At 67.3% G+C, this 21752-nt stretch carries 17 protein-coding genes; 14 read left to right on the top strand and 3 right to left on the bottom strand.

Features of this window, described 5'->3' with window-relative positions; genetic code table 11:
• Positions 1–168: 168 nt before the first annotated feature.
• Entirely contained in the window at positions 169–1749 is a 1581-nt protein-coding gene (locus tag Plo01_RS22780; protein ID WP_239316855.1) for an acyl-CoA synthetase, read from the bottom strand.
• 373 nt (positions 1750–2122) lie between these two features.
• Positions 2123–3640, bottom strand: coding sequence for an acetaldehyde dehydrogenase ExaC (exaC, locus tag Plo01_RS22785; protein ID WP_203892698.1), 1518 nt, complete (start codon positions 3638–3640; stop codon positions 2123–2125).
• A 680-nt stretch (positions 3641–4320) separates the two neighbouring features.
• Here exaC and Plo01_RS22790 point away from each other — a divergent pair.
• The 4 genes from Plo01_RS22790 to Plo01_RS22805 all read left to right on the top strand — a co-directional run bounded on the left by Plo01_RS22790 (position 4321) and on the right by Plo01_RS22805 (position 8999).
• Positions 4321–5577 carry an NDMA-dependent alcohol dehydrogenase gene (locus Plo01_RS22790; RefSeq protein WP_239316857.1) on the top strand — a complete coding sequence of 419 codons (1257 nt, stop codon included), beginning with the start codon at positions 4321–4323 and terminating at the stop codon, positions 5575–5577.
• A 239-nt stretch (positions 5578–5816) separates the two neighbouring features.
• Positions 5817–7034: an FAD-dependent monooxygenase gene (locus Plo01_RS22795; protein ID WP_203892699.1), complete on the top strand. Its 1218-nt coding sequence runs from the start codon at positions 5817–5819 to the stop codon at positions 7032–7034.
• A 149-nt stretch (positions 7035–7183) separates the two neighbouring features.
• Positions 7184–7735, top strand: a complete 552-nt coding sequence (locus tag Plo01_RS22800) for a flavin reductase family protein (protein WP_203892700.1) — start codon at positions 7184–7186, stop codon at positions 7733–7735.
• Between the two features lie 175 nt (positions 7736–7910).
• Positions 7911–8999 (top strand): LLM class flavin-dependent oxidoreductase, encoded by a 1089-nt coding sequence (locus Plo01_RS22805; RefSeq protein ID WP_203892701.1) that lies wholly within the window; start codon positions 7911–7913, stop codon positions 8997–8999.
• Between the two features lie 320 nt (positions 9000–9319).
• On the opposite strand, the gene Plo01_RS22810 is transcribed toward Plo01_RS22805, so the two are convergent.
• Positions 9320–9820 (bottom strand): methyl-accepting chemotaxis protein, encoded by a 501-nt coding sequence (locus Plo01_RS22810; RefSeq protein ID WP_203892702.1) that lies wholly within the window; start codon positions 9818–9820, stop codon positions 9320–9322.
• A gap of 325 nt (positions 9821–10145) precedes the next feature.
• Here Plo01_RS22810 and Plo01_RS22815 point away from each other — a divergent pair, with 325 nt between their 5' ends.
• From Plo01_RS22815 to mftF, 10 genes are all read left to right on the top strand, one after another.
• The gene (locus Plo01_RS22815; protein WP_239316864.1) at positions 10146–11318 is read left to right on the top strand and encodes an FAD-dependent oxidoreductase; all 1173 of its coding nucleotides are present in this window, start codon (positions 10146–10148) and stop codon (positions 11316–11318) included.
• A 95-nt stretch (positions 11319–11413) separates the two neighbouring features.
• Positions 11414–11968, top strand: a complete 555-nt coding sequence (locus Plo01_RS22820) for a TetR/AcrR family transcriptional regulator (protein WP_203892704.1) — start codon at positions 11414–11416, stop codon at positions 11966–11968.
• Positions 11969–12592: 624 nt separating this feature from the next.
• Entirely contained in the window at positions 12593–13969 is a 1377-nt protein-coding gene (locus Plo01_RS22825) for a flavin monoamine oxidase family protein (RefSeq protein WP_203892705.1), read from the top strand.
• A 375-nt stretch (positions 13970–14344) separates the two neighbouring features.
• The gene (locus tag Plo01_RS22830; RefSeq protein ID WP_189244072.1) at positions 14345–14650 is read left to right on the top strand and encodes a cupin domain-containing protein; all 306 of its coding nucleotides are present in this window, start codon (positions 14345–14347) and stop codon (positions 14648–14650) included.
• 302 nt (positions 14651–14952) lie between these two features.
• Positions 14953–15789, top strand: a complete 837-nt coding sequence (locus Plo01_RS22835) for an SDR family NAD(P)-dependent oxidoreductase (protein ID WP_203892706.1) — start codon at positions 14953–14955, stop codon at positions 15787–15789.
• A gap of 538 nt (positions 15790–16327) precedes the next feature.
• Complete coding sequence (gene mftA, locus Plo01_RS22840; RefSeq protein WP_184946562.1) at positions 16328–16447, top strand: mycofactocin precursor MftA; 120 nt, start codon at positions 16328–16330, stop codon at positions 16445–16447.
• A gap of 18 nt (positions 16448–16465) precedes the next feature.
• On the top strand, positions 16466–17989 hold the full coding sequence (gene mftC / locus Plo01_RS22850; protein WP_239316859.1) for a mycofactocin radical SAM maturase: 1524 nt from the start codon (positions 16466–16468) through the stop codon (positions 17987–17989).
• Positions 17989–19158, top strand: coding sequence for a pre-mycofactocin synthase MftD (mftD, locus tag Plo01_RS22855; protein WP_203892707.1), 1170 nt, complete (start codon positions 17989–17991; stop codon positions 19156–19158). Before mftC ends, mftD begins: the two co-directional genes overlap by 1 nt.
• A gap of 1 nt (position 19159) precedes the next feature.
• Positions 19160–19876, top strand: a complete 717-nt coding sequence (gene mftE / locus Plo01_RS22860; protein WP_203892708.1) for a mycofactocin biosynthesis peptidyl-dipeptidase MftE — start codon at positions 19160–19162, stop codon at positions 19874–19876.
• Positions 19877–19966: 90 nt separating this feature from the next.
• A complete protein-coding gene (gene mftF / locus Plo01_RS22865; RefSeq protein WP_203892709.1) occupies positions 19967–21433 on the top strand; it encodes a mycofactocin biosynthesis glycosyltransferase MftF in 1467 nt (488 codons plus the stop codon).
• The last annotated feature ends 319 nt before the right edge of the window (positions 21434–21752 follow it).

Here is a 21752-nt window from a genome sequence, read left to right on the forward strand (position 1 = left end):
CTCGGCCTTGCCCGCATCGTGCCGGACTCGACCCGCCTGCGGGCGAAAAGGGGCGAACAGCCATGAGAGCGCCTATGAACTCAGCAGCGTTCTGGTAGTCGCAGATCGCGGCGATCCCTGAATCGCCCGGTTCAGCGCACACGAGCTTGCCCGGCGTCGGGGACCGGCTCAGCCGACGACCGACGCGGCCCATTTGTAGTCGGGCTTGCCGACGGCCGTGCGCTTCACCTCAGTGACGACCTTGATCTTGCGAGGCAGCTTGAAGCCGGCGATCCGGTCGGCCAGGAACGTGTTGAGCTCCTCCAGGGAGACCTCCTTGCCCGGGTGAGCGCAGACCACCGCCGCGACCTTCTGGCCGAACCTCTCGTCGGGCACGCCGACGACGATCGCGTCGGAGATATCGGGATGCTCCTTGATGGACGCCTCCACTTCCTCCGGGAAGATCTTTTCGCCACCGCTGTTGATTACCAAGGAGCCACGGCCGAGCAACACGATCGTTCCGTCAGGCTCAAGAGTGGCGAAATCTCCGGGAATCGACCAGCGGGTGCCCTGGCTGTCGGTGAAAAAGGTGGCCGCGGTCTTGGCCGGGTCGTTGTAGTAGCCGATGGGAATGTGCCCGCTGCGGGCCAGCTTGCCGATCTCGCCGGGTGCGACGACCCGCAGCTCGTCATCGAGCACGGTGCAGTCGGGCCCCATCCTGAACTTGGCGGTCCCGCTGCTCCTGCCATCGGCGGAGGTGCCGCCGACACCGGTCTCCGAGGCGCCGTAGTTATCGACGAAGCGGACGTCAGGGAGATGGCCGCGGAGCGCATCGCGGACGGCGGGGGTCAGCGGTGCTCCACCGGACGAGAGCGCGTACAGCGAACCGGTGTCATACCGGCCTTTGGCCAGCTGCTCAGCGATCGGGCGGCCCATGGCGTCGCCCACGATCATCAACACGTTCGCGCCCTCCGCGGACAGCAGGGCCAGCGCCTCCTTGGGGTTGAACGCACGCTCGGTGTAGAGCACGACTTTGGCCCCGACGAACAGGCCCATGAGCGTCATCCACTGGCCGGCCCCGTGCATCACCGGCGCGCAGTTCAAAATGACGGCGCCGGGCTTGTTGGCGGCCTCCGCGAGCTGAGCGGGGTGCGATATCGGGGTGTTCAGGGAGCTGCCGCCCCCGAGCGCGCCGAAGAAGATGTCCTCACAACGCCACTCCACCCCTTTCGGGTAACCCGTCGTACCGCCTGTGTACATGATGTAACGGTCGTCACTGGAGCGTGACGGGAAATCGTCATGGGGTGAGGCCGCCGCGAGCGCCTCCTCATAGGGCACTGCGCCGGGGATCGTCTCGTCGCCGCCGTCCTCGATGACCATGACGTGGCTCAGCTTCGGCAGCTCGTTGCGGACCTCCTCGACCCGGGCGAGCAGGGAGCGTTCCCCGATGATCGCGACGGAATCGGAATCGGCGAGGACGTGCCGGAGCTCACCTGCGACATAGCGGTAGTTGACCGGGATCGGCACCGCCCTGATCTTGTGTATCCCGAACATCGACTCCAGCCACTCGGCCCGGTTGTAGGCCAGGATCGCCACATGATCGCCCGGCCTGATACCCGCCTGCGCCAGGTGGTGGCCGACCCTGCTCGCCCGCGCGCTCAATCCCCCGTAGGACAGCCGCACATCGCCGGCGACCAGCGCCGGCCTGTCCGGGCCCGCTGTCGCGACGATCTCCAAGAGATCGGCCAGGTTATAGGTGCGCTCGGTCACGGAAGACTCCTCATCTTCGTTCCGGGTGGGGGGAAGGGGGTGGGCCGGGGCAGAGGTGTCGAACAGGAGTCTTTTCTTCGGCTCGGCGGCCTCAAGCTCAGAACGGCCGGGCATCTACCTGGCGAAAAGAACGGGCCGCCACCCCCGTCGTCCGGCTGATCGATCACCCGGCCGAGGATGGCGGCAGATCTCCTGGTGGGGTGCGTTCAGGCACGCAGCCGTCTTCAGGGGACACGAGGAGCCGTTGATCTGTCGGCCGGTCCGCCGAGCCGTGCCCACCGGCTCGAAGGAATCCGCTCTCGTGTTCAGGGGCCGAAGCAGCGGGATGCCGGCGCAGGTCCGAGCCTGAGGCATCCCATCCGCTCGGTGCGCGTCAGAAAAAGCCGAGCCGCTGCGGAGCGTAGCTGACCAGCAGGTTCTTGGTCTGCTGGTAGTGGTCGAGCATTGCTCGGTGGTTCTCGCGCCCGATGCCGGACTGCTTGTAGCCGCCGAACGCGGCGTGGGCCGGGTAGGCGTGGTAGCAGTTCGTCCAGACGCGGCCGGCCTTGATCGAACGGCCCAGCCGGTACGCCGCGGAACCGTCCCGGGTCCAGACTCCGGCGCCCAGGCCGTACAGCGTCTCGTTGGCGATCTTCAGAGCCTCATCGGTGGAGTCGAAGGTGGTGACCGACACGACGGGACCGAAGATCTCCTCCTGGAAGATCCGCATGTCATTGGTGCCCTTGAAGACCGTTGGCTCGATGTAGAACCCGCCCTCCAGGCCCTCCACGGTCCGCGAGCCTCCACCGGTCAGCACCTGGGCGCCCTCGGCGCGGCCGATGTCGAGGTAGGACAGGATCTTCTCGTACTGGTCCCGGGATGCCTGCGCGCCGATCATGGTGGCCGGATCCAGCGGATTCCCCCTGACGATGGCCTTGGTGCGCGCGAGGCAGCGCTCCATGAACTCGTCGTAGATGGATGAGGCGATCAGCGCGCGGGAGGGGCAGGTGCACACCTCCCCCTGGTTCAGGGCGAACATCACGAACCCCTCGACCGCCTTGTCGAGGAAGTCGTCGTCGGCGGCCATGACATCGGGCAGGAAGATGTTCGGGCTCTTGCCCCCCAGCTCCAATGTCACCGGGATGATGTTCTGTGATGCGTACTGCATGATCAGGCGGCCGGTGGTGGTCTCGCCGGTGAAGGCGACCTTGGCGACCCGCGGGCTGGACGCCAGCGGCTTGCCCGCCTCGACGCCGAACCCGTTGACCACGTTGAGCACACCGGGCGGCAGCAGGTCGGCGATCAGCTCGACCAGCAGCAGGATGCTGGCGGGGGTCTGTTCGGCGGGTTTGAGGATCACGCAGTTGCCCGCGGCCAGCGCGGGAGCGAGCTTCCAGGTGGCCATGAGCAGCGGGAAGTTCCACGGGATGATCTGGGCGACCACCCCCAGCGGCTCGTGGAAGTGGTAGGCGACGGTGTCCTCGTCGAGCTGGCTGATACCGCCTTCCTGGGCGCGGATCACGCCGGCGAAGTAGCGGAAGTGATCGACGACCAGAGGCAGATCGGCGGCCAGCGTCTCGCGGACCGGCTTGCCGTTCTCCCAGGTCTCGGCGACGGCGAGCTTCTCGAGGTTCTCCTCCACCCGGTCGGCGATCCGGTGCAGGATCAGGGCGCGCTCAGCGACAGAGGTGGCAGCCCACTTGTCGGCGGCGGCGTGCGCGGCGTCCAGTGCGAGTTCGACGTCGGCGGCTCCGGATCGGGCCACCCGGGTGAAGACCTGTCCGTCCACCGGGGACAGGTCTTCGAAGTAGCGGCCATCCGCCGGGGGCACGAAAGTGCCGCCGATGAAGTTGTCGTAGCTCTTGGCATAGGAGACGATGCTGCCTCCGCTGCCCGGCTTGGCGTAGACCATGGACTTCCTCCTCATTCACAAGCCCGGATGCGGGCTTGCGGTGCGAACACTTTGCGGTGCGCAGGCCGCCGAAACGTTCTCGTCGAGCGCGTAGGTCGTTCAGGGCTGCGTTGATCCGCGCGGCGGCGGGCGAGCGCTCCCGACGGAGCGGTGCGCGGGTGCCAGACCTGCGCCTTTCGCCCCTTGCGGATGGGCACCGGTGGGCGCCGATGGGCCTCAATCTGCCTGAGCAGGACGGTCTGCTCGTTGAAGTAGCGCGCCAGCCGGTAGTTCCGGGATGCCATTCCCCCACCTCCCCCAGAAGGGCCGGCGCGGTGACGGCGACGGAAGGTGGACGACGCCCCGCTGGGGATGCCGGGTCATCTGGTCGATAGGCGGTTACAGCTGTCTGGAACTTGTCGCATGCGTGCGATTTGACGGCGCTGTGGGCCAATAGACGTCACTTTGCTTTCACGCAGAATCGACTACGGACCGAGCCGGAAGCAGCCCGTCAGCGCTCTGATGCTCCTTCAAGAAAACGACGGCAGGGCATGGGCCGTCTCCAGAGATGGAGATGTGCGCTGACAGGAGCTTCATCCCCCCGGTGGCGTGCCGCCTGGATCGCAATGACGGGGCATGGCTCGCCGCCATCGACGTCGACCTGGCCGAGACCCGGCGGACGTGCAAAGCGGCGCCCGGCGATGCCCGAAGCGGGCAACGGCGGCTCCACGGTAATTCGAACCCGCCATCGAGACAGCCGTGTCGAGGCACGAACGCGACTGCCACGATGGTCCTACCTCAAAGGTGAGAACATGCAAACTCGGGCAGCGGTCTTGTGGGAACAGAACAAGCCCTGGCACGTTGAGGACATCGAGCTGGACGACCCGAAGGCCGGCGAGGTCAAGGTCAAACTCGCGGCCTCCGGGCTGTGCCACTCTGACGAGCACATCCTCACAGGCGACATGGTGCTCAACCCGGAAACCTCAGCGCTGATGGGCGTCGAGCAGTTCCCCATCATCGGAGGCCACGAGGGCGCGGGGAAGGTCGTCGAGGTGGGCCCCGGGGTGACGACCCTGAAGGAGGGCGACCATGTCGTCCTGTCCTTCATCCCGGCATGCGGACGCTGCCCGTCTTGTGCGCGCGGCTATCAGCATCTGTGCGACCTCGGCGCGTTCCTGCTGGCCGGACGTCAGATCACCGACATGACGGCCCGGCATCACACGGCGGACGGCGTCGACCTCGGCATCATGGCCTGTGCGGGGACGTTCGCCCCGTACACGGTTGTGGCCGAGAGCTCCTGCGTCAAGATCGATGACTGGATTCCGCTGGACAAGGCCGCACTCATCGGGTGCGGCGTCACGACAGGTTGGGGTTCAGCGGTCAACGCAGCCGATGTACGCGCTGGGGAGACCGTGGTCGTCATCGGGCTGGGCGGGATCGGCATGGGTGCGGTGCAGGGTGCCGCACTCGCCGGCGCGCGTCACGTGCTGGCCGTCGACCTGGTCGAATGGAAGCGGGACAAGGCCATCGAGTTCGGCGCCACCCACACGGCGGCCTCCGTGGAGGAGGCTGTGGCCAAGGTCGGCGAGCTGACCTGGGGCGCGATGGCCGACAAGGCGATCCTGTGCACCGGCGTCGCGACCGGCGACCTCATCCACCCGATGATGACCATGATCACCAAGGGCGGCCGGGGCGTCGTCACCGCGATCGGCCCGATCCACCAGGAGGACGTCAAGCTCAACCTGTTCGACCTGTCGATGCAGCGCAAGGAGCTCGTCGGCTGCATCTTCGGCAACGCCAATCCCCGTCGTGACATCCCCCGCCTGCTGCGCCTCTACGAGGAAGGCCGGCTCAAGCTCGACGAGATGATCACCACGACCTACACGCTGGATGAGGTCAACCAGGGTTATCAGGACATGCGAGACGGCAAGAACATCCGCGGTCTCATCACCTTCTGACCGTCCCGGTGCCGCCTGTCTGCCTCGTCCAACCGGCCGACGCGTCCGTCCTATGGCGAACCGGGCGCTGGCCGACAGGGTCTTTTCAGGGGTGGGGGCGGTTTTTCCGGTGACCGACGGACGCTTCGGCGAGCATCGGCTTGTGCGCGTCCACGCCCTCCGAAGGAACCAGAAGGCAACACGGTGAGTCCTCATGCGGGGTCCAGGCCCTGCAGGGGGTGAACCGAAGGAGGCTGTACATGTCGAACCAGGCGCGCCGCCGGGCCCTCGTCGTAGGACTGGGCATCGCCGGAATCGCCACCGCCGTGCGGTTGCACCAGATCGGCTGGTCGCCGGTACTGCTGGAAAGGGCCCCTGCACGTCGCTCCAGTGGCTACTTCATCGCATTGTTCGGCGCCGGCACCGCTTCCGCCCGGCGCCTGGGTGTGCTGGAGGCCATCGGGGACCGCACCCACCGCGATTTCGTCGCCTACGAGGTGAACCGAGCGGGACGCCGCCGCCCAGGGGTCGGGTTCGCCGACCTGCCCGGCCGGCCACGGACCCTGTTGCGCGGCGATGTGGAGCGAGGACTGTTCTCGGCGCTGCCCGACGATGTGGAGATCCGCTATTCCACTGTGCCGACGCAGTTCGTCCAGGACGACCAGGGTGTCGATGTCACCCTGCTCAACACTGCCACCGCCACCACGACCGCTGACCGATTCGATCTGGTCGTCGGTGCGGACGGGATGCGCTCCACCGTCCGCGAACTGGTCTTCGGCTCCCACTCGGAGTACCTGCACCCGCTGAACTACATGATCGGTGCCACCACGCTGGACGAACCGGTCGACGGCTTCTCCCCGAACGAAGGGCTGGTGCTGGCCGAGCCCGGACGCTCGGTATGGACCTTCCCCTTCGACGACCGTCCCCCAGGCCTGCTCTTCTCCTATCGCACCGACGATGTCGATCGCGAGTTCTCCCGGCCGCCGAGCGAGTCCGTCCGCGCAGCCTTCGGCCCCGAACCTGCGGGTGCTCTGCTGGAGCACCTGCTGGCCAAGTTCGAAGGGGCCACGGAGGTCCTGTTCGACTCGGTGAATCAGGTCAAGATGCCGCGCTGGCATCACGGCCGGATCGTCCTGGTCGGCGACGCCGCCTGGTGCCTGTCCCTCTACTCGGGCATGGGAGCTTCCAGCGGCATCGCCGGGGGCGAACTGCTCGGCACCATGCTGGACCGTCACCCGGGCAACATGGCCGAAGCCCTGCGGAAATGGGAGGCTCGCATGCGGCCATTCGTCCTCCAGGAGCAGAAAGGTGCTCTGGAACTGCGCACGCTCTTCACTCCCCATGACCGCAAGGAACACCTTCACCGCAGCATCTGGCTGCGCCTGATACACACCCCGGTGATCGGCCCCCTCATGGGCAGGATCATCGAAGACGGTGGAGAGATGGCGAACAAGAATTTCGACATCGCTGCGGCCTGACCAGCACGATGCCATGCTCACGTGGCCTGGCACTCGCGCACATCGAGACGGCACTCGGACTCAATGCCCGCCGGGCCGATCCGGGTGACCCTGGGACAACGAACACTTTCGGATGCCACCTGCGGTGATTACGGCTGAGGAGTCGACCGATGACGCACAACAATGCTGAGGTCCCCCTGGACGGACGTCTTCTTCGGACCGCGTTCGGAAAATTTCCCACGGGCGTGGTCGCGGTTTGCGCGATGCATGGGACGGAGCCGGTGGGCATGGCCGTCTCGGCGTTCATGCCGGTGTCGCTCGATCCGCCCCTGCTCAGCGTGTGCATCCAGTTGTCGTCGACGACCTGGCCGCGACTGCGGGAGGCGGGCGTGGTGGGCGTGAGCGTGCTGAGCCGAGCGCAGCAGGCCCACGCTCAACGACTCGCCTCTAAAGAGGCCGATCGATTCGCCGGCCTGGAGGTCACCCGGTTGCCCTCCGAGGCCGTCGTCATCGGCGGCACTCACGCGTGGTTCGAGTGCGCGATTCGCGAGTCGCACCAGGCAGGCGACCACGAGATCGTCGTTCTGGAGATCCTCCGGCTCCAGGTTGAATCACATGCGGACGACCCCATGGTCTTCTTTGCCAGCGGCTTCCGCGGTCTCCGGCACGTGCAGGGCGTGAGTGCCGACAGTCTCGCCGGCCTCGAAGCCGCGCACTGGTGACCGACGCCGTACGTCGAGGCTGATGCTCGAAGGCGTACCGCGGTCATGTGAGAGCGCGGGCGGGTCACGCCAACCGTTCCGGCGCCCCTGGCGCTCGGCTACCCGTCCGTAGGTGTCGACGTGAGGTTCTGAAGCCTCCCATCCAGCGTTCGATCGATCCCGTGGAGGGTCAAGAGTGAAATTTTCGATCTTGTGCGTTCCGTACGCGTTGGATTACGCGGCCGGTACGGACAGCGTCTCCGACGTCATCGCCTGGGACCTCCAAGTCGCTTCATGGGCCGATCAGTACGGTCTCGACGAAGTCTTCTTCGCCGAGCACCACACCCTTGGCCACGAGCCGAGTCCCGCGCCCGAACTGATGATCGCTGCGGCTTCGCAGACCACGACTCGCGTTCGGCTCGGAGCCCTTGGACATCTCATCCCGTATCACAACCCTGTGGCGCTGGCTCACAGGATGATGTGGATGGATCATCTGACTGGCGGGCGATACGTCGCCGGTGTCGCTCCAGGCGCCTTTCCGACGGATGCGCAGCTGTTCGGGACGGGCGGGGAGAACGCGCGCATGCTCGCCGAGGGTCTCGACATCATCCATGCGATCTTCACCAAGCCTGGGCCTTGGCGTATCGACGGGCGGTACTGGACCGCCGACATGCCCCAGTTCTCCTCCAGCGTGAACGGTCCGCATCTCAAGCCCTTCCAGAGGCCCCATCCCGAGATCCTGATGACCGGCATGCAATCCAGGTCACCGACTCTCGCCGAGGCGGGCAGGCGTGGTTACAGCCCGGTCAGCCAGGAAGTCTCGAGTGAGACGCTGATCCAGCACTGGGAGACTTATGCCGAGGCGGCCAAGAGCGCCGGGCACGTCCCAGACCGATCGAACTGGCGCGTCACGAGGGACCTCTGGCTCGCCGACACCGATGAAGAGGCCCGACAGCAGGCTCTGAGTGGCCCTCTGGGTGAGGTCTGGTCCGAGGTCAACCTCCCATTGTTCAAAGACCTCGGACTGGGCTCGCTTCTGGCGGGAACAGCCGTGCCCGAGCAGGACCTCTCCCTGGAATGGCTCGTGGACAACTTCTTCCTCGTCGGCTCGCCGGAGACGGTCGTCAAGAAGATCGAGAAACTCCATGCCGAGGTAGGCGGCTTCGGCACGCTCCTCATGGGTGCCCCGGGCCGCGGCCAGGAGCCGGAGAGATACCGGCGTAGCCTCGAACTCCTCGGATCAGAGGTGGTTCCCCGGCTGTCCCACTTGGCGGTGGGCTCTTAGGGCCTGTACGGAGTCGAGATCAGAGGAATTCGTCTGCGCTCTGGCCTCCGCTCCTGGTAGGCCATGGCGTGTGGCGACCTCACCAATGAGGAATGATCCTTGATCGAACCGCATCTGCCCCTGGGTGAGCGGAACTCGGTCCCGGACCTGCAGCAGCAGTTCAACGCGGTGATGCGGCGGTTTCACACCGGCAGTCCGTGGCGAGATCTGCCTGCCGAGTACGGACCCGTGGTCCACCGTCTACGATCGGTTTCGCTTCTGGGCCACGGTTGGCGTCTTCGAGCACCTGATGGAGAGGCCACCCCACCCGCCGGGCTGATTCAGACGCGGAAGTGCGCGATCGACCGGTCCAGGCCACGGGCCAGGTCGGCCAGCTGCTGCGCTGCCCCGGCCGCCTGCACTGCACCGGCGTTGGACTCCCCCGCCGCGTGCGAGACGTCGGTGACGCTGCGCGCGATGTGGTCCATGCCGGTGGCCGCCTGGTCGACGCTGCGGGTGATCTCCTGCGGAGTCGCGGTCTGCTCCTCAACGGCCGAGGCCACCGTCATCTGGTGCTCGTTGATCTGCTCGACGATCCCGGTGATCTCCGACAGCGCCTGTGCCGCCTCGCCGCTGCTGGCCTGGATCGCGGCGATCTTGCGGCTGATCTCCTCGGTGGCCTTGGCGGTCTCCTGAGCCAGGTCCTTGACCTCGGTCGCCACGACCGCAAATCCCTTGCCCGCCTCCCCGGCGCGCGCCGCCTCGATGGTGGCGTTCAGCGCCAGCAGGTTGGTCTGCTCGGCGATGCTGCTGATGTCGGCATCCAGGCCCTTATCCGTCATGAAGCACTGTGCCGTACCCGCCACCTCGTCGGCGAACGATTATCCGATCTTGGGGTCATGCCATGGTCATTCTCGGCGCCAACGGTTTCCGCGTGCCGACTCGGCGCTCCGAGAGGATCAGCCCTGAGCGGCCGGACCGCCGCCTGAAGCTCCAGGCCACCGCCAATCAAGATCGCTGTGGCCGCTTCCCGAAGTATCTCGGCCGCCCTCGCCAGGCTCCTTAACGTCACTGGCCGTTCGGTTGCGGGAGTGTAAGAACACACCACCACCTGGACAGCCTCCCCTTCATAACTATACTGACGAGTCAGACTAGTTTGGAGTGTGTATGGCATTCGAGACGGTGGGGCCCGTTCACCGACGGGCTCTGGTGGTGGGCTGCGGGATGGCCGGGTGCGCCGCGGCGTGGTGGTTGGAACACGAGGGGTGGGAGGTCGTGCTCGTAGACAAGGAGGCCGAGCCGTACCCGAGCAGCTACCTCCTGCAGCTGGACGCTCAAGCGGTGCGGGTCCTGCGACTCATGGGCGGCCAGGAGATCATCGACCAGGTGACCTTCGCGGCGCCGGCGATGTCGGTGCGGTGGGGCACCCGCAGGGTCCGCGAGCTCACGATCGACGGTGACGGCGAGTGGCGCCTTGCTCGCCGTTCGGTTCTGCTGTCGAGACTGTTTGCGCACCTGCCCGCCACGGTACAGACGCGGCTGGGCGTCGGGCTCGAGGCGCTGGAGCACCGTAGCCACGACGTCCTGGCCCGGTTCAGCGACGGTTCGACCGAGTCATTCGACATGGTGGTCGGGGCGGACGGGCTGCACTCGACGGTGCGCCGGCTGACGTTGGCCTCCCAAGCGCACAGCGTGTACCTCAATGGCCTGTCCCACGTGTGGATCAACGCCGATGCGCCCCTGCCCGACGGGCGTGCGGTGATCGCGTCCCGTGAAGGGATGCTGTCGCTGATCTACCCGTTCCTGGACACCGACCAGACGTCGGTCATGGCGGTTGTTCCCGTGCCGAGCGCGACCACGCCGGACGAGCCGATGCTGGTCGAGCGGGTCTGTGACATGGTCGAGCGCCTGGGCCCGGACATGCGCGCAGTCGCGGTGGCGGCACGGAAGTCTCGAGACACCAAGCTGACCCGGTTCTCGCAGGTGCGGCTGCCACGCTGGTACACCCGCCGGGTCGTGCTCCTGGGCGACTCCGCGCACTGCATCGACCCGGTGTCCGGGATGGGGGCGCACGCGTCGTTGCAGGGCGCCAAGACGCTGGCCGAGTCCCTGCGGGACACCGATGACGTCACGGCCGCCTTCGCGCGGCTCGAGGCCGAGGTCCGCCCCTTCGCCAAGACGGCGCAGAGCATCACGGCGCGGGCCGTGGAGTTCAGCACCGGGGTGCAGGGACGCAGCCGGGTGGCCACCCTCGCCGGAGGGGCCGGCGACCTGTTGGCCACCATCCCGGCGGCACTGACGAGGTTCAACAGCCGCAGGCGGGCCGTTCACCGGGCATGAGCCCCCGCCTGCGGGTCACCGACTGTCATGAGGTCGCCTGGTGGTCGGGCACACTGATCGCCGAGAGATATCGCTACGGCACGTGAGAGAGACTGATGGGACGCACAGCAGGACGAGGGCCCCAGGACACCAAGCGGTTGATCCTGGACGCCGCGAGGGGCGTCGTCGTGTCGCAGGGGGCCAAGGCGACCCTTGAGGACGTGGCGGTCGCGGCCGGCCTGACTCGCGGGGCCGTGATCTACCACTACAGCTCGAAGAACGCGCTGTGGATCGCGCTGGTCCGCGACGTGCTTGCCCGGTTCCACCAGGCGGTGCAGGATCGCATCGAGGACGGCCGGGCGCCTGGCCGCCTGGCGCGCGCCTTCATCCGCGCGTCACTGGAGGGCGACGGGATCGGCGCTGTCGGCGAGCGGCTGTTCCTCCTGGCCGCCCTCGCCGCCACCCCTGGGGTCCCCGAGATCGTCGCCGAGGACGGGGCCCGCTGGAAGGCGGAGATGGCCGAAGACGGACTCTCCGTGGGAGCACGCACCGTCATCCTCAACGCCGTCGACGGCGCCGGTCTGATGACCGGATGGGGGCTCAAGCCCGACCGTGCCGAGCTCGTCGCCCTGCGCATCGAGCTGGAGAACCTCACCACTGCCGGCTCTTAGCACCGCCTCGGGCGCACCGACGATCTCAGTTCGGCGTCGCCCGGTATCCGAGGACCGGCCTGTCCGCTCGTCGAGCGACGATCCCGTGCGCGGCGGGCCTTGACCGGGCGATGCCGGCGCACAAGAGCCGGTGTTCGGGCGCCGTGCCAGGCCGTCCGCGCCGTGCAGTCGACGGCCTCGGCGGTCTCGGTGAACACCACCGTCGATGACGCCGCACCAAGACGGTGCAACCAGCATCATCCCTTCGCACCCCAGCGGTCGGCATCGCGGCCAAGGACACGGGCGATCCGGCCAGGACGAGGGAGCGCACGTCCACGATCCGCAGCCGCTGGTCCGATGCCGAGTGCGGCTCGACCGCCACGTCCGGCAGCGCGTTGTCCAGGACCGGCATGCCCATCGTGAGCGTGAGCAGGCTCACGCTCAACACGGCGACGGCGCCCACCGTCGGCTGGGCGACATGTCTGCGCTGTGGAGGGGCTGGTGACCGGGCCGCTCTTCATCATGGGTTGTCCGCATCATCCGTACCGATGAATGACCTCATCGATTTGGAACTGTACTGACGCGTCAGTACAGTTATTGGCAGATGAGGCAGAGGCCGGCAGGCCACACACGAACGGAGTGATCATGAACAGTGCCAGCACCCGATCCGCCGACGTCGTCGTCGTCGGTGCCGGGCTCGCAGGGCTCACGGCAGCGGATCAGCTCACCCGGGCGGGGTATGACGTCGTCGTCGTCGAGGGCCGCGATCGCGTCGGTGGACGCATCCGCAAGGCCGAGATCGCGGGTGTCTCCGTCGATGCTGGAGCGACCTGGGTGGCGCCGGGTCACACAGCGGTACGCGATCTCGCGAGCCGGCTCGGCTGCGAGTTCGTGCCCCAGTTCCGCCCGGGCAAAGGGGTCATCTCCTTCGGGGGCAGGCGAAAGACCGACGGCATCACCGCCCTGGCGCCCTGGGTGATGCTCGACCTCTGGCGCATCATGAGCGGGCTGCAGAAGATGGCCGACGGTCTTCCCGTCTCATCACCTTGGGAGCACCCCCATGCCGCGCGGCATGATTCGATGTCGCTCGGCGAGTGGCTGACCGCGGAGCACGCCCTGAAGGACACCCGGAAGTTCTTGAACGTCTTCAGCCTGGTGCACTGGGGTGCACCCGTCGGCGAGGTGTCACTGTTCAACGTGATGCGCTACATCAAGAACCTGGGCGGCATCGAGCACATGCTCGCCGTCGAGGGCGGCGACCAGCAGGACCGAGTGCTGGGAACGACTTACACGCTGGTCAGCAAGCTCGCCGACACGCTGGGGTCCCGTGTGCTCGTCGACTCCCCGGTAGAGCGCATCACCACAGTCGGTGAACGCGTCACGGTCGAGACCGGCAAGCACACGATCGAAGCCCGGTACGTCATCGTGACGGCGTCGCCGGCACACCGCTCGACCATCGAGTTCACACCCGCCCTCCCGGAGCGCCACTACGGGCTCTCCCGCAGCTGGCGGCTGGGAGCGCTCAGCAAGGCCTTCGTCGCCTACGACCGCCCCTTCTGGCGGGACGAGGGCCTGTCGGGAGAAGGAGTGTCCGACGACGAGACCGTCTTCCTCACCTTCGACGTCAGCCCCGCCGCCGACGGCCCCGGCATCCTCATGGTCTTCTGCGACGGACGCGGGTTCGACGCCTACGACAAGGACGAGCGCCGCCGCCGCGTCGTGAGGCACCTCGTCCACCTGTACGGTGAACCCGCGCGCCACACCATCGACTACACCGACTTCTCCTGGGGCAACGACGTGTTCGCGCCCGGCGGGCCGAATCCGGCAGTCGGGACGAAGGCATGGACCACATTCGGACCGTTCCTGCGTGAGCCGGTCGGACTCGTGCACTGGGCCGGCACCGAGACAGCCGATGAGACGTCCGGCACCATGAACGGCGCGATCCTGTCGGGCCAGCGAGCGGCAACCGAGGTGGCCGCCCGTCTCGCCTCGACCTCTCATGATCTTTCTGTGGTCGGCTGAGCCGTTCGCTACGGCGTGTTTTCGCGACCTGGCCAGCGCGTCCGCCTTGCTGTCGCGCCGGGCGGACAGGGTTCCACTGACCCGTTGGATTCATTGTGCTGGTCGTGGACAGGGACTTTCGCTGGTCAGGTCGGCACAGGTAAGGCCTGCAGGCGGGTGACGGCGTGGTGATCTGCATCACCCGGGGACAGCGTGCGGCGATGCGCAGCCACGGCGACACCCTCCACCTATCGAGTGGCGTTTCAGATCAATCCGCCGATCCGGGGCGGCTCCATAGTGGGCAGACATACACCAAGTCGTCCAGCCAGTCTTCGCGCTTCTCAGGATCGGAATGCCGCCATGGTGAGTGCACGTTTCAAGCCGACCGAGGTACCTATGGGCACCTATCCGGTCGCCCCTGGGCGATTGACGCCTGGAACCCAGATCACGGTTGCTGTGCTCTGGGTGCGAGAGGACAAAAGCGAGGTCGGCGCGGTGTGGGAGATGACACCCGGAGTCCTCGACGAGACCCAAGGCAACGAGTCGTTCGTCATCCTCAGCGGCCGGTCGCGGGTGGATTTCCCGGACGGACGGGTGCTCGAATTCGGACCCGGAGACGTCGGTGTGCTGGCGCCTGGAGACACCTGTCGTTGGACGACGCTGGAGACGGTGCGCAAAGTCGTCGTCTTCCGCATCACGTAAATCACCGTATTCGGTTCTCAACCGGGCCGATCCAGAAGGTCAGTGCATGCTACTCGAAGGCAAGATCGCCATAACGGGGCCGGCAGTTCGTTCCAAGCGGGTGGCGCTCGGGCTCAATGCCTCGGGCGGCCGAACTGGCAGGGTCGATTCCTGACGCTCTGTCGTGACCCTCCTCAGGAGGCCCCGCCGATAGTCGCTCCCGGAGACAGCCCTCTCGACACCCGCTGCCCCATCACCTGAAACGACCACCCGGCAAGGCCGAAATGCCACGGCGCCGCAACGCCATTCACCGAGGAGGAGCCATGAACGACTCGATCATCGCAAACGACCGCCCCGAGCAGACCACCCAGGAGTCCGAAGTGCCCTCAAAGGACAGGCTGCTCGAAGGTAAGGTCGCCATCGTCACAGGAGCCGCTCGTGGACAGGGCGCCTCCCACGCGAAACACCTCGCGCGAGAGGGAGCATACGTGCTCCTCACCGACATCCTGGACGACCTGGGAAAGACGGTTGCGCAAGAGCTGCGGGACCAGGGCCACCAGGCCGGTTACGCGCGATTGGACGTGCGGGACAGCGCACAGTGGAATGAGGTCGTCGCGGAGCTCGTCAAAACCAAGGGTTCGCTCGACATCCTGGTCAACAACGCCGGCGTCTGCGAGGTGTCGGCGGTGGAGGAGTGCTCCGACACCGAGTGGGAATTGGTCATGGAGACCAATGCGGGGGGCGTCCTGCGAGGTTGCCGCTCAGCGATTCCCGCGATGAAGGCGACGGGCGGTGGTGTGATCGTCAACACCGCCTCGGTGCAGGCGGTCAAGGGAACGTGGGGGTATGCCGCCTACCAGGCGAGCAAGGCCGCTGTTGTGGCGCTGACACGATCGATGGCCATCACCTACGCGAAGGAGAACATCCGGGTCAACGCCATCGCCCCGTCAGCGGTGAACACAGAGATGCTGAAGCACGAAATGGAGCACTTCGCCACGAACGAGTACTTCGACTTCGACACATGGCTGTGGTCCCAGCCGATCAGCCGCGTCGCCGAGCCGGAAGAGGTGTCGAAGCTCGTGGTGTTCCTCGTCTCCGATCTTTCCGCCTATTCCACCGGCGGGGTGTTCCCCGTCGATGGCGGACTCCTCGCCGGATGAAAGGCGAGCACACCATCACGCGTGTCCGCACTGTCTGGTGATCAGTGCATTCACGCCATATCTCAACGGGGCTGAGCTTGTTCCGCTTCGACGGACACCACCGTCGTGGTGGTCAGATCGCGCAGGCGGTCCCATAGCCGGCCGGGCTACGGCAGCCCAGGCTGCTGTGCGGGCACTGCACGTTCTTGAACTCACGGGTAACCGAGCGGCGAGGACGCGGTTTCTTCCCTCCCCTGCCATGTGCTCCATCATGGACATCCTTTGGGGGACGAGCCCCTGATCTCGGATGTCCGTCAAACCGGATCACCCCCAGGCTGGCAGCTCGTTCCAAGCGGGTGGCGCTCGGGCTCAATGCCTCGGGCGGCCGAGCTGGCAGGGTCGATTCCTGACGCTCTGTCGTGACCCTCCTCAGGAGGCCCCGCCGATAGTCGCTCCCGGAGACAGCCCTCTCGCCCCCACCCTGCCCCATCACCTGAAACGACCATCCGGCAATGCCGAAATGCCACGGCGCCGCAACGTCATTCACCGAGGAGGAGTCATGAACGACTCGATCAGCGCAAACGACCACCCCGAGCAGACCACTCAGGAGTCTGAAGTGCTCACAGAGGACATGCTGCTCGAAGATGTGTCGATCGATGGCATGTGCGGCGTTTACTAGCCAGGATCGGACTACGCGATGACAAATTTGTTGAATGACGCCTGGGAGCTGTCTCCCAGCGTGGCATTGCGGCCGGAGCCGTTCGGAGCACTGGCTTACCACTTCGGCAACCGGCGTTTGTCCTTCATCAAACGCCCGGAGCTGGTATCCGTCGTCACTGCACTCGCCGATCAGCCCGACGCTCGTGCCGCACTGGTCCTGGCGGGGGTATCCCCGGAGCAGTGGCCCGCTTATTCCTCTGCGCTGCGCGGCCTGGCCGCCGCCGACATGATCAGACGCCGTACGTCCGGCACCCCACGCACACAGTCGAACACGAGCCCGGACGCGCAGCCGGCAGCAGGCAGGACCGGTACGGCCAGCGGAGGGCTCGTCAAGCGGTTCGAATACGGCCTTGCCGCCCCGATCTGCCTGACCTGGGAACTCACCTACGCCTGCAATCTGTCGTGCGTGCACTGTCTTTCCTCGTCGGGACGGCGAGACCCCCGCGAGCTGAGCACACGACAGTGCGAGGCGGTGATCGACGAGCTGCAGGCCATGCAGGTTTTCTACGTCAACATCGGCGGCGGGGAACCGACGATCCGGCCGGACTTCTGGCACCTGCTGGACTACGCGGTGAGCCGCCGGGTCGGGGTGAAGTTCTCGACCAACGGAGTGCGCCTCACGCCCGAGCGGGCCCGACACCTGGCGGCCACCGACTATGTCGACGTGCAGGTGTCCCTGGATGGCGCCACGGCCGAGGTGAACGACCGGGTGCGGGGCCCTGGTTCGTACGCGACGGCGATGCGGGCACTGGACAGCCTGGCCGCCGCCGGATTCGAGGACGCGAAGCTGTCGGTGGTCGTCACCCGTGAGAACGCAAGCCAGCTCGATGACTTCAAGGCGATCGCGGATGAGCACGGAGCGACGCTCCGGCTCACCCGGTTGCGCCCCTCCGGGCGCGGCGCGGATGTGTGGGACGATCTGCACCCGACGGCTGAACAGCAGCGTGATCTGTACGAATGGCTGCTGAGGTCGGGTGAGGACGTGCTGACCGGCGACTCGTTCTTCCATCTGGCCGGCTATGGCGAGTCGCTGCCCGGGCTGAACCTGTGCGGCGCGGGCCGGGTGGTGTGCCTGATCGATCCGATCGGAGACGTGTACGCGTGCCCGTTCGCGATTCACGACCGCTTCCACGCAGGCAATCTGCTGTCGGCGGGAGGGTTCGCCCAGGTGTGGCGCGAGTCAGAGCTGTTCACGGAGCTGCGTTCGCCGCAGACCTCCGGCGCCTGTACGGGATGCGCCTTCTTCGACTCCTGCCGGGGCGGGTGCATGGCGGCGAAGTTCTTCACCGGCCTGCCGCTGGACGGGCCCGATCCCGAATGCGTGCAGGGGCACGCGGCCGACGCGCTGGCCGCGGCCGGGCGGACGGTGCCCCGTCCCAGCCAGGACCACTCCCGCCGTGTCCCGGTACAGATCGGCCCACGCCCCGCCGCTCCGCCGGTGCGCGCCTGCGCGGAGAGTCCTCTGGCCGGGTTGGTCGTCTCTTCGGAACGAGGTTTGTGATGGCTGCTTGGTTCGAAACGGTGGCCGCCGCGCAGAGCAGGGCCCGGCGCCGCCTGCCCAGGTCGGTGTATTCGGCGCTGTTGGCCGGCTCGGAGAAAGGCGTGACCTATCGCGACAACGTGGGCGCCTTCGCCGAGCTCGGTTTCGTGCCCCATGTCGCGGACCTGCCCGCCAAGCGTGACCTGTCCACCACCGTGATGGGCCAGCCCGTGTCGCTGCCGGTGCTCATCTCGCCCACCGGCGTGCAGGCCGTGCATCCGGACGCCGAGGTGGCGGTCGCGCGCGCGGCCGCCGCCCGCGGGACGATCATGGGGCTGAGCAACTTCGCCAGCAAGCCGGTCGAGGAGGTCGTCGCGGCCAACCCCCAGACCTTCTTCCAGATGTACTGGATGGGCACCAAGGAGTCCATGACGGCGGAGATGGAGCGTGCCCGGGCCGCCGGCGTCAAAGGCCTGATCGTGACACTGGACTGGACGTTCTCCCACGGCCGCGACTGGGGCAGCCCGTGGATTCCCGACCGGCTGGACCTCAAGGCGATGGTCAAGCTGGCACCTCAGGCGCTGGCCCGGCCAGGTTGGCTCCTTGACTTCGTCAGATCCGGCCGCCTGCCCGACCTGGCGGTGCCCAACGTGGTCCCGGCCGGGCAAACGCCCCCGACGTTCTTCGGCGCCTATGGCACATGGATGCAGACACCGCCCCCCACCTGGGAAGACGTCGAATGGATGCGGGAACGGTGGGACGGCCCGTTCATGATCAAAGGCATCGGCCGCCTGGATGACGCCCGCCGGGCCGTGGATGCCGGAGCCACCGCGATCTCGGTGTCCAATCACGGGGGCAACAACCTGGATGGCATCCCGGCCAGCATCCGGCTGCTGCCGGCCATCGCCGAGGCGGTCGGCTCACAGGTCGAGGTGCTGCTGGACGGAGGCGTCCGGCGTGGTAGCGATGTGGTCAAGGCATTGGCGCTCGGTGCGCGGGCGGTCATGATCGGGCGGGCCTACCTGTGGGGGCTGGCCGCCAACGGCCAGGCCGGGGTGGAGAACGTGCTCGACGTCCTGCGCAACGGGATCGACTCGGCGCTGCTGGGCCTCGGCCACGCATCCGTCCGCGACCTGCGGCCGTCCGACGTGGTGATCCCGCCCGGCTTCACCCGGGAGATCGGCAGCTGAGGTGTCAGCAGACCTGCCCTGGCCCGCGCTGCCGTCATCGCCCACCGTCCTGGTCCCCCTCGGATCGACCGAGCAGCACGGCCCGCATCTGCCGCTCCACACCGACACCACGATCGCTGCCGCGGTCGCACAGGCCTGCGCGGCTCGCCTGGCCGCTCCGGTGATGATCGCCCCCGCTCTCGCCTACGGCGCCAGCGGCGAGCACCAGGGCTTCCCTGGCACCATGTCGCTCGGTACGGAGGCTCTGCGGTTCCTGTTGATCGAGCTCGTCCGGTCCATGTCGCTGTGGGCCGGACGCATCGTGATCGTCAACGGGCACGGCGGAAACGTGCGCGGCCTGGTCGCCGCCGTCACACAGCTACGGTCCGAACGTCATCATGTGGCGTGGGTTCCGTGCGCCGCCGACGGCGCCGACGCACACGCGGGACGCAGCGAGACCTCGCTCATGCTGCACCTGGCCCCCCACCTTGTGGACCTGACATGCGCGAAGCCCGGCAACCTCACCCCCCTCCCCCGCCTCATGCCGGACATCATCGCCCGGGGCATCGCCGGCGTGTCGCCCTCGGGAGTGCTCGGGGATCCCACCGCCGCCTCGGCGCAGGAAGGGCAGCGCCTGTTCGATCGAATGGCCGAGGACGTGGCCGCCAGGATCAGCGACGGTCACGTAGATCAAAACGGCTGCCTGATGCACCTCCGCGCGGTGCCATGTCAGACGTGAGCACGACCAGGACCGCCCCGTGACCGGCATCGCAGCCGTCCGCGCCCTGTGCCTGCAGGGCTACCACTCGGCCGATGGAGGAGTCCTCCCATGACCAGCATCCGTGACGCCGGCCTGCTGCCGATCGGCTTCACCGTCCGGCTGAACCGGCACGTGCGCGTCCGCGACCAGGGACGCACGCTGGTCGGCGGAGCTCCGACCCGCATGATCCGCCTGTCCCCGGCCGCCGGCGATTACCTCCACGAGCGCACCATCCGCGTCCGTGACCGCTCCTCCGCCCTGCTCGCCGACCGGTTGATCGAAGGCGGTCTGGCCGATCCCATCGTGGCCGACCTGCCCGACCTCGACCCGGCACAGGTGACGGTCGTGATTCCCGTCCGCGACCGGCCCGCCGCCCTGGACAGACTGCTCACCTGCATCGGTGACCGGCACCACGTGATCGTCGTGGATGACGCATCACTCGCTCCTGCCGCCATCGCCGACGTCGTGGCCCGCCACCGCGCCGAACTCGTCGCCCTGAAACGGAACGTGGGTCCCGCCACCGCCCGTAACGAGGGATTGAAACGGGTCACCACTCCTTATGTCGCCTTCGCCGATGACGACGTGGTCCTCGAGCCCGACGCTCTGCCACTCCTGCTGCGGCACTTCCATGACCCGCGCGTGGCCATGGTCGCCCCGCGCGTGCTGGGACTGCGCCTGCCCGGCCGGGACCGGTGGGTCGGACGCTACGAGGACGCCCGCTCCTCCCTCGACCTCGGCGTGCATCCGGGCATCGTCCGTCCCCGTGCGCCCGTCTCCTGGGTGCCCAGTGCCTGCCTGCTCGCCAGAGTCGACGCTCTCGGATCCGGCTTCAGCGCCGGCATGCGCGTCGGCGAGGACGTCGACCTCGCCTGGCGACTGGCCGGTGAAGGCCACCGGGTCCGCTACGAACCGGCCGCGATCGTCCATCACGAACACCGCACCGCCATCCCCGACTGGCTCAGGCGCAAGGCCTTCTACGGCACCGGAGCCGACCTGCTCGCCCAGCGGCACGGCCGTGATGTCGCCCCCGCCATCGTCACCCCGTGGAGTGCCGCCTTCGCCGCGGCTCTTCTCCTGCAACGCCGATGGTCCCTGCCAGCCGCCGCGCTCATCTTCGCCGCGGCCACCTTGCGCCTGTCGAGCAAGGTCCGCAACACCGAGCGCCCTGTCCGGCTCGGCGCCGTCCTCACCTTCGACCGCGCCCTCGCGGCGACCTGGCAGCTCAAGGCTCTGCTCCTGCGCCACTGGTGGCCGCTGGCCGCGATCGGCTGCCTGTTGTCCCGTCGCATGCGCCGGGCCGTGGCCGCCGCCGCCCTTTTCGATACGGTCGTCGACTTTCGCCGTACCAAGGCCCACCTCGACCCGTTCCGTTTCGCCATCGCCCGCCGTCTGGACGACGTCGCCTACGGGTGCGGTGTCTGGTACGGCGCGTTCAAGGGCCGCTCACTGCGAGCCCTCCTGCCCGACATCCGCTGGAAGGGAACTCACAGTCACCACGAGCGGTCAACCGACGTCCGGCGAGCGGAGATCAGGTAGGTGGCGACCATGGCCCGGCAGTTGCGACCCGACGTCGTGTTGATGGACGTGCGGATGCCGCGGCTTGATGGAATCTCCGCCACCAATGACGTGACCACGGTCTGCACCGTGCTGATCCTGACGACGTTCGCCATCTATGAGAATGCAGCGTTCGTATCGAAGTGTGGCCGCATCCGAGGTCTGTCGTCGTTTCTACGGCTGAGGATCCCGACGACGAGGATGGGGATTCGGTGCCGGTGTTCATCCCTAGCAGACATTCGGCCTGTCCGAGGGCGTTCGGGAAACGCTCTGCGGTGGGGACCTAAGCCCACCTTCCCGC

The organism is Planobispora longispora (assembly GCF_016863135.1).
GTDB lineage: Bacteria > Actinomycetota > Actinomycetes > Streptosporangiales > Streptosporangiaceae > Planobispora > Planobispora longispora.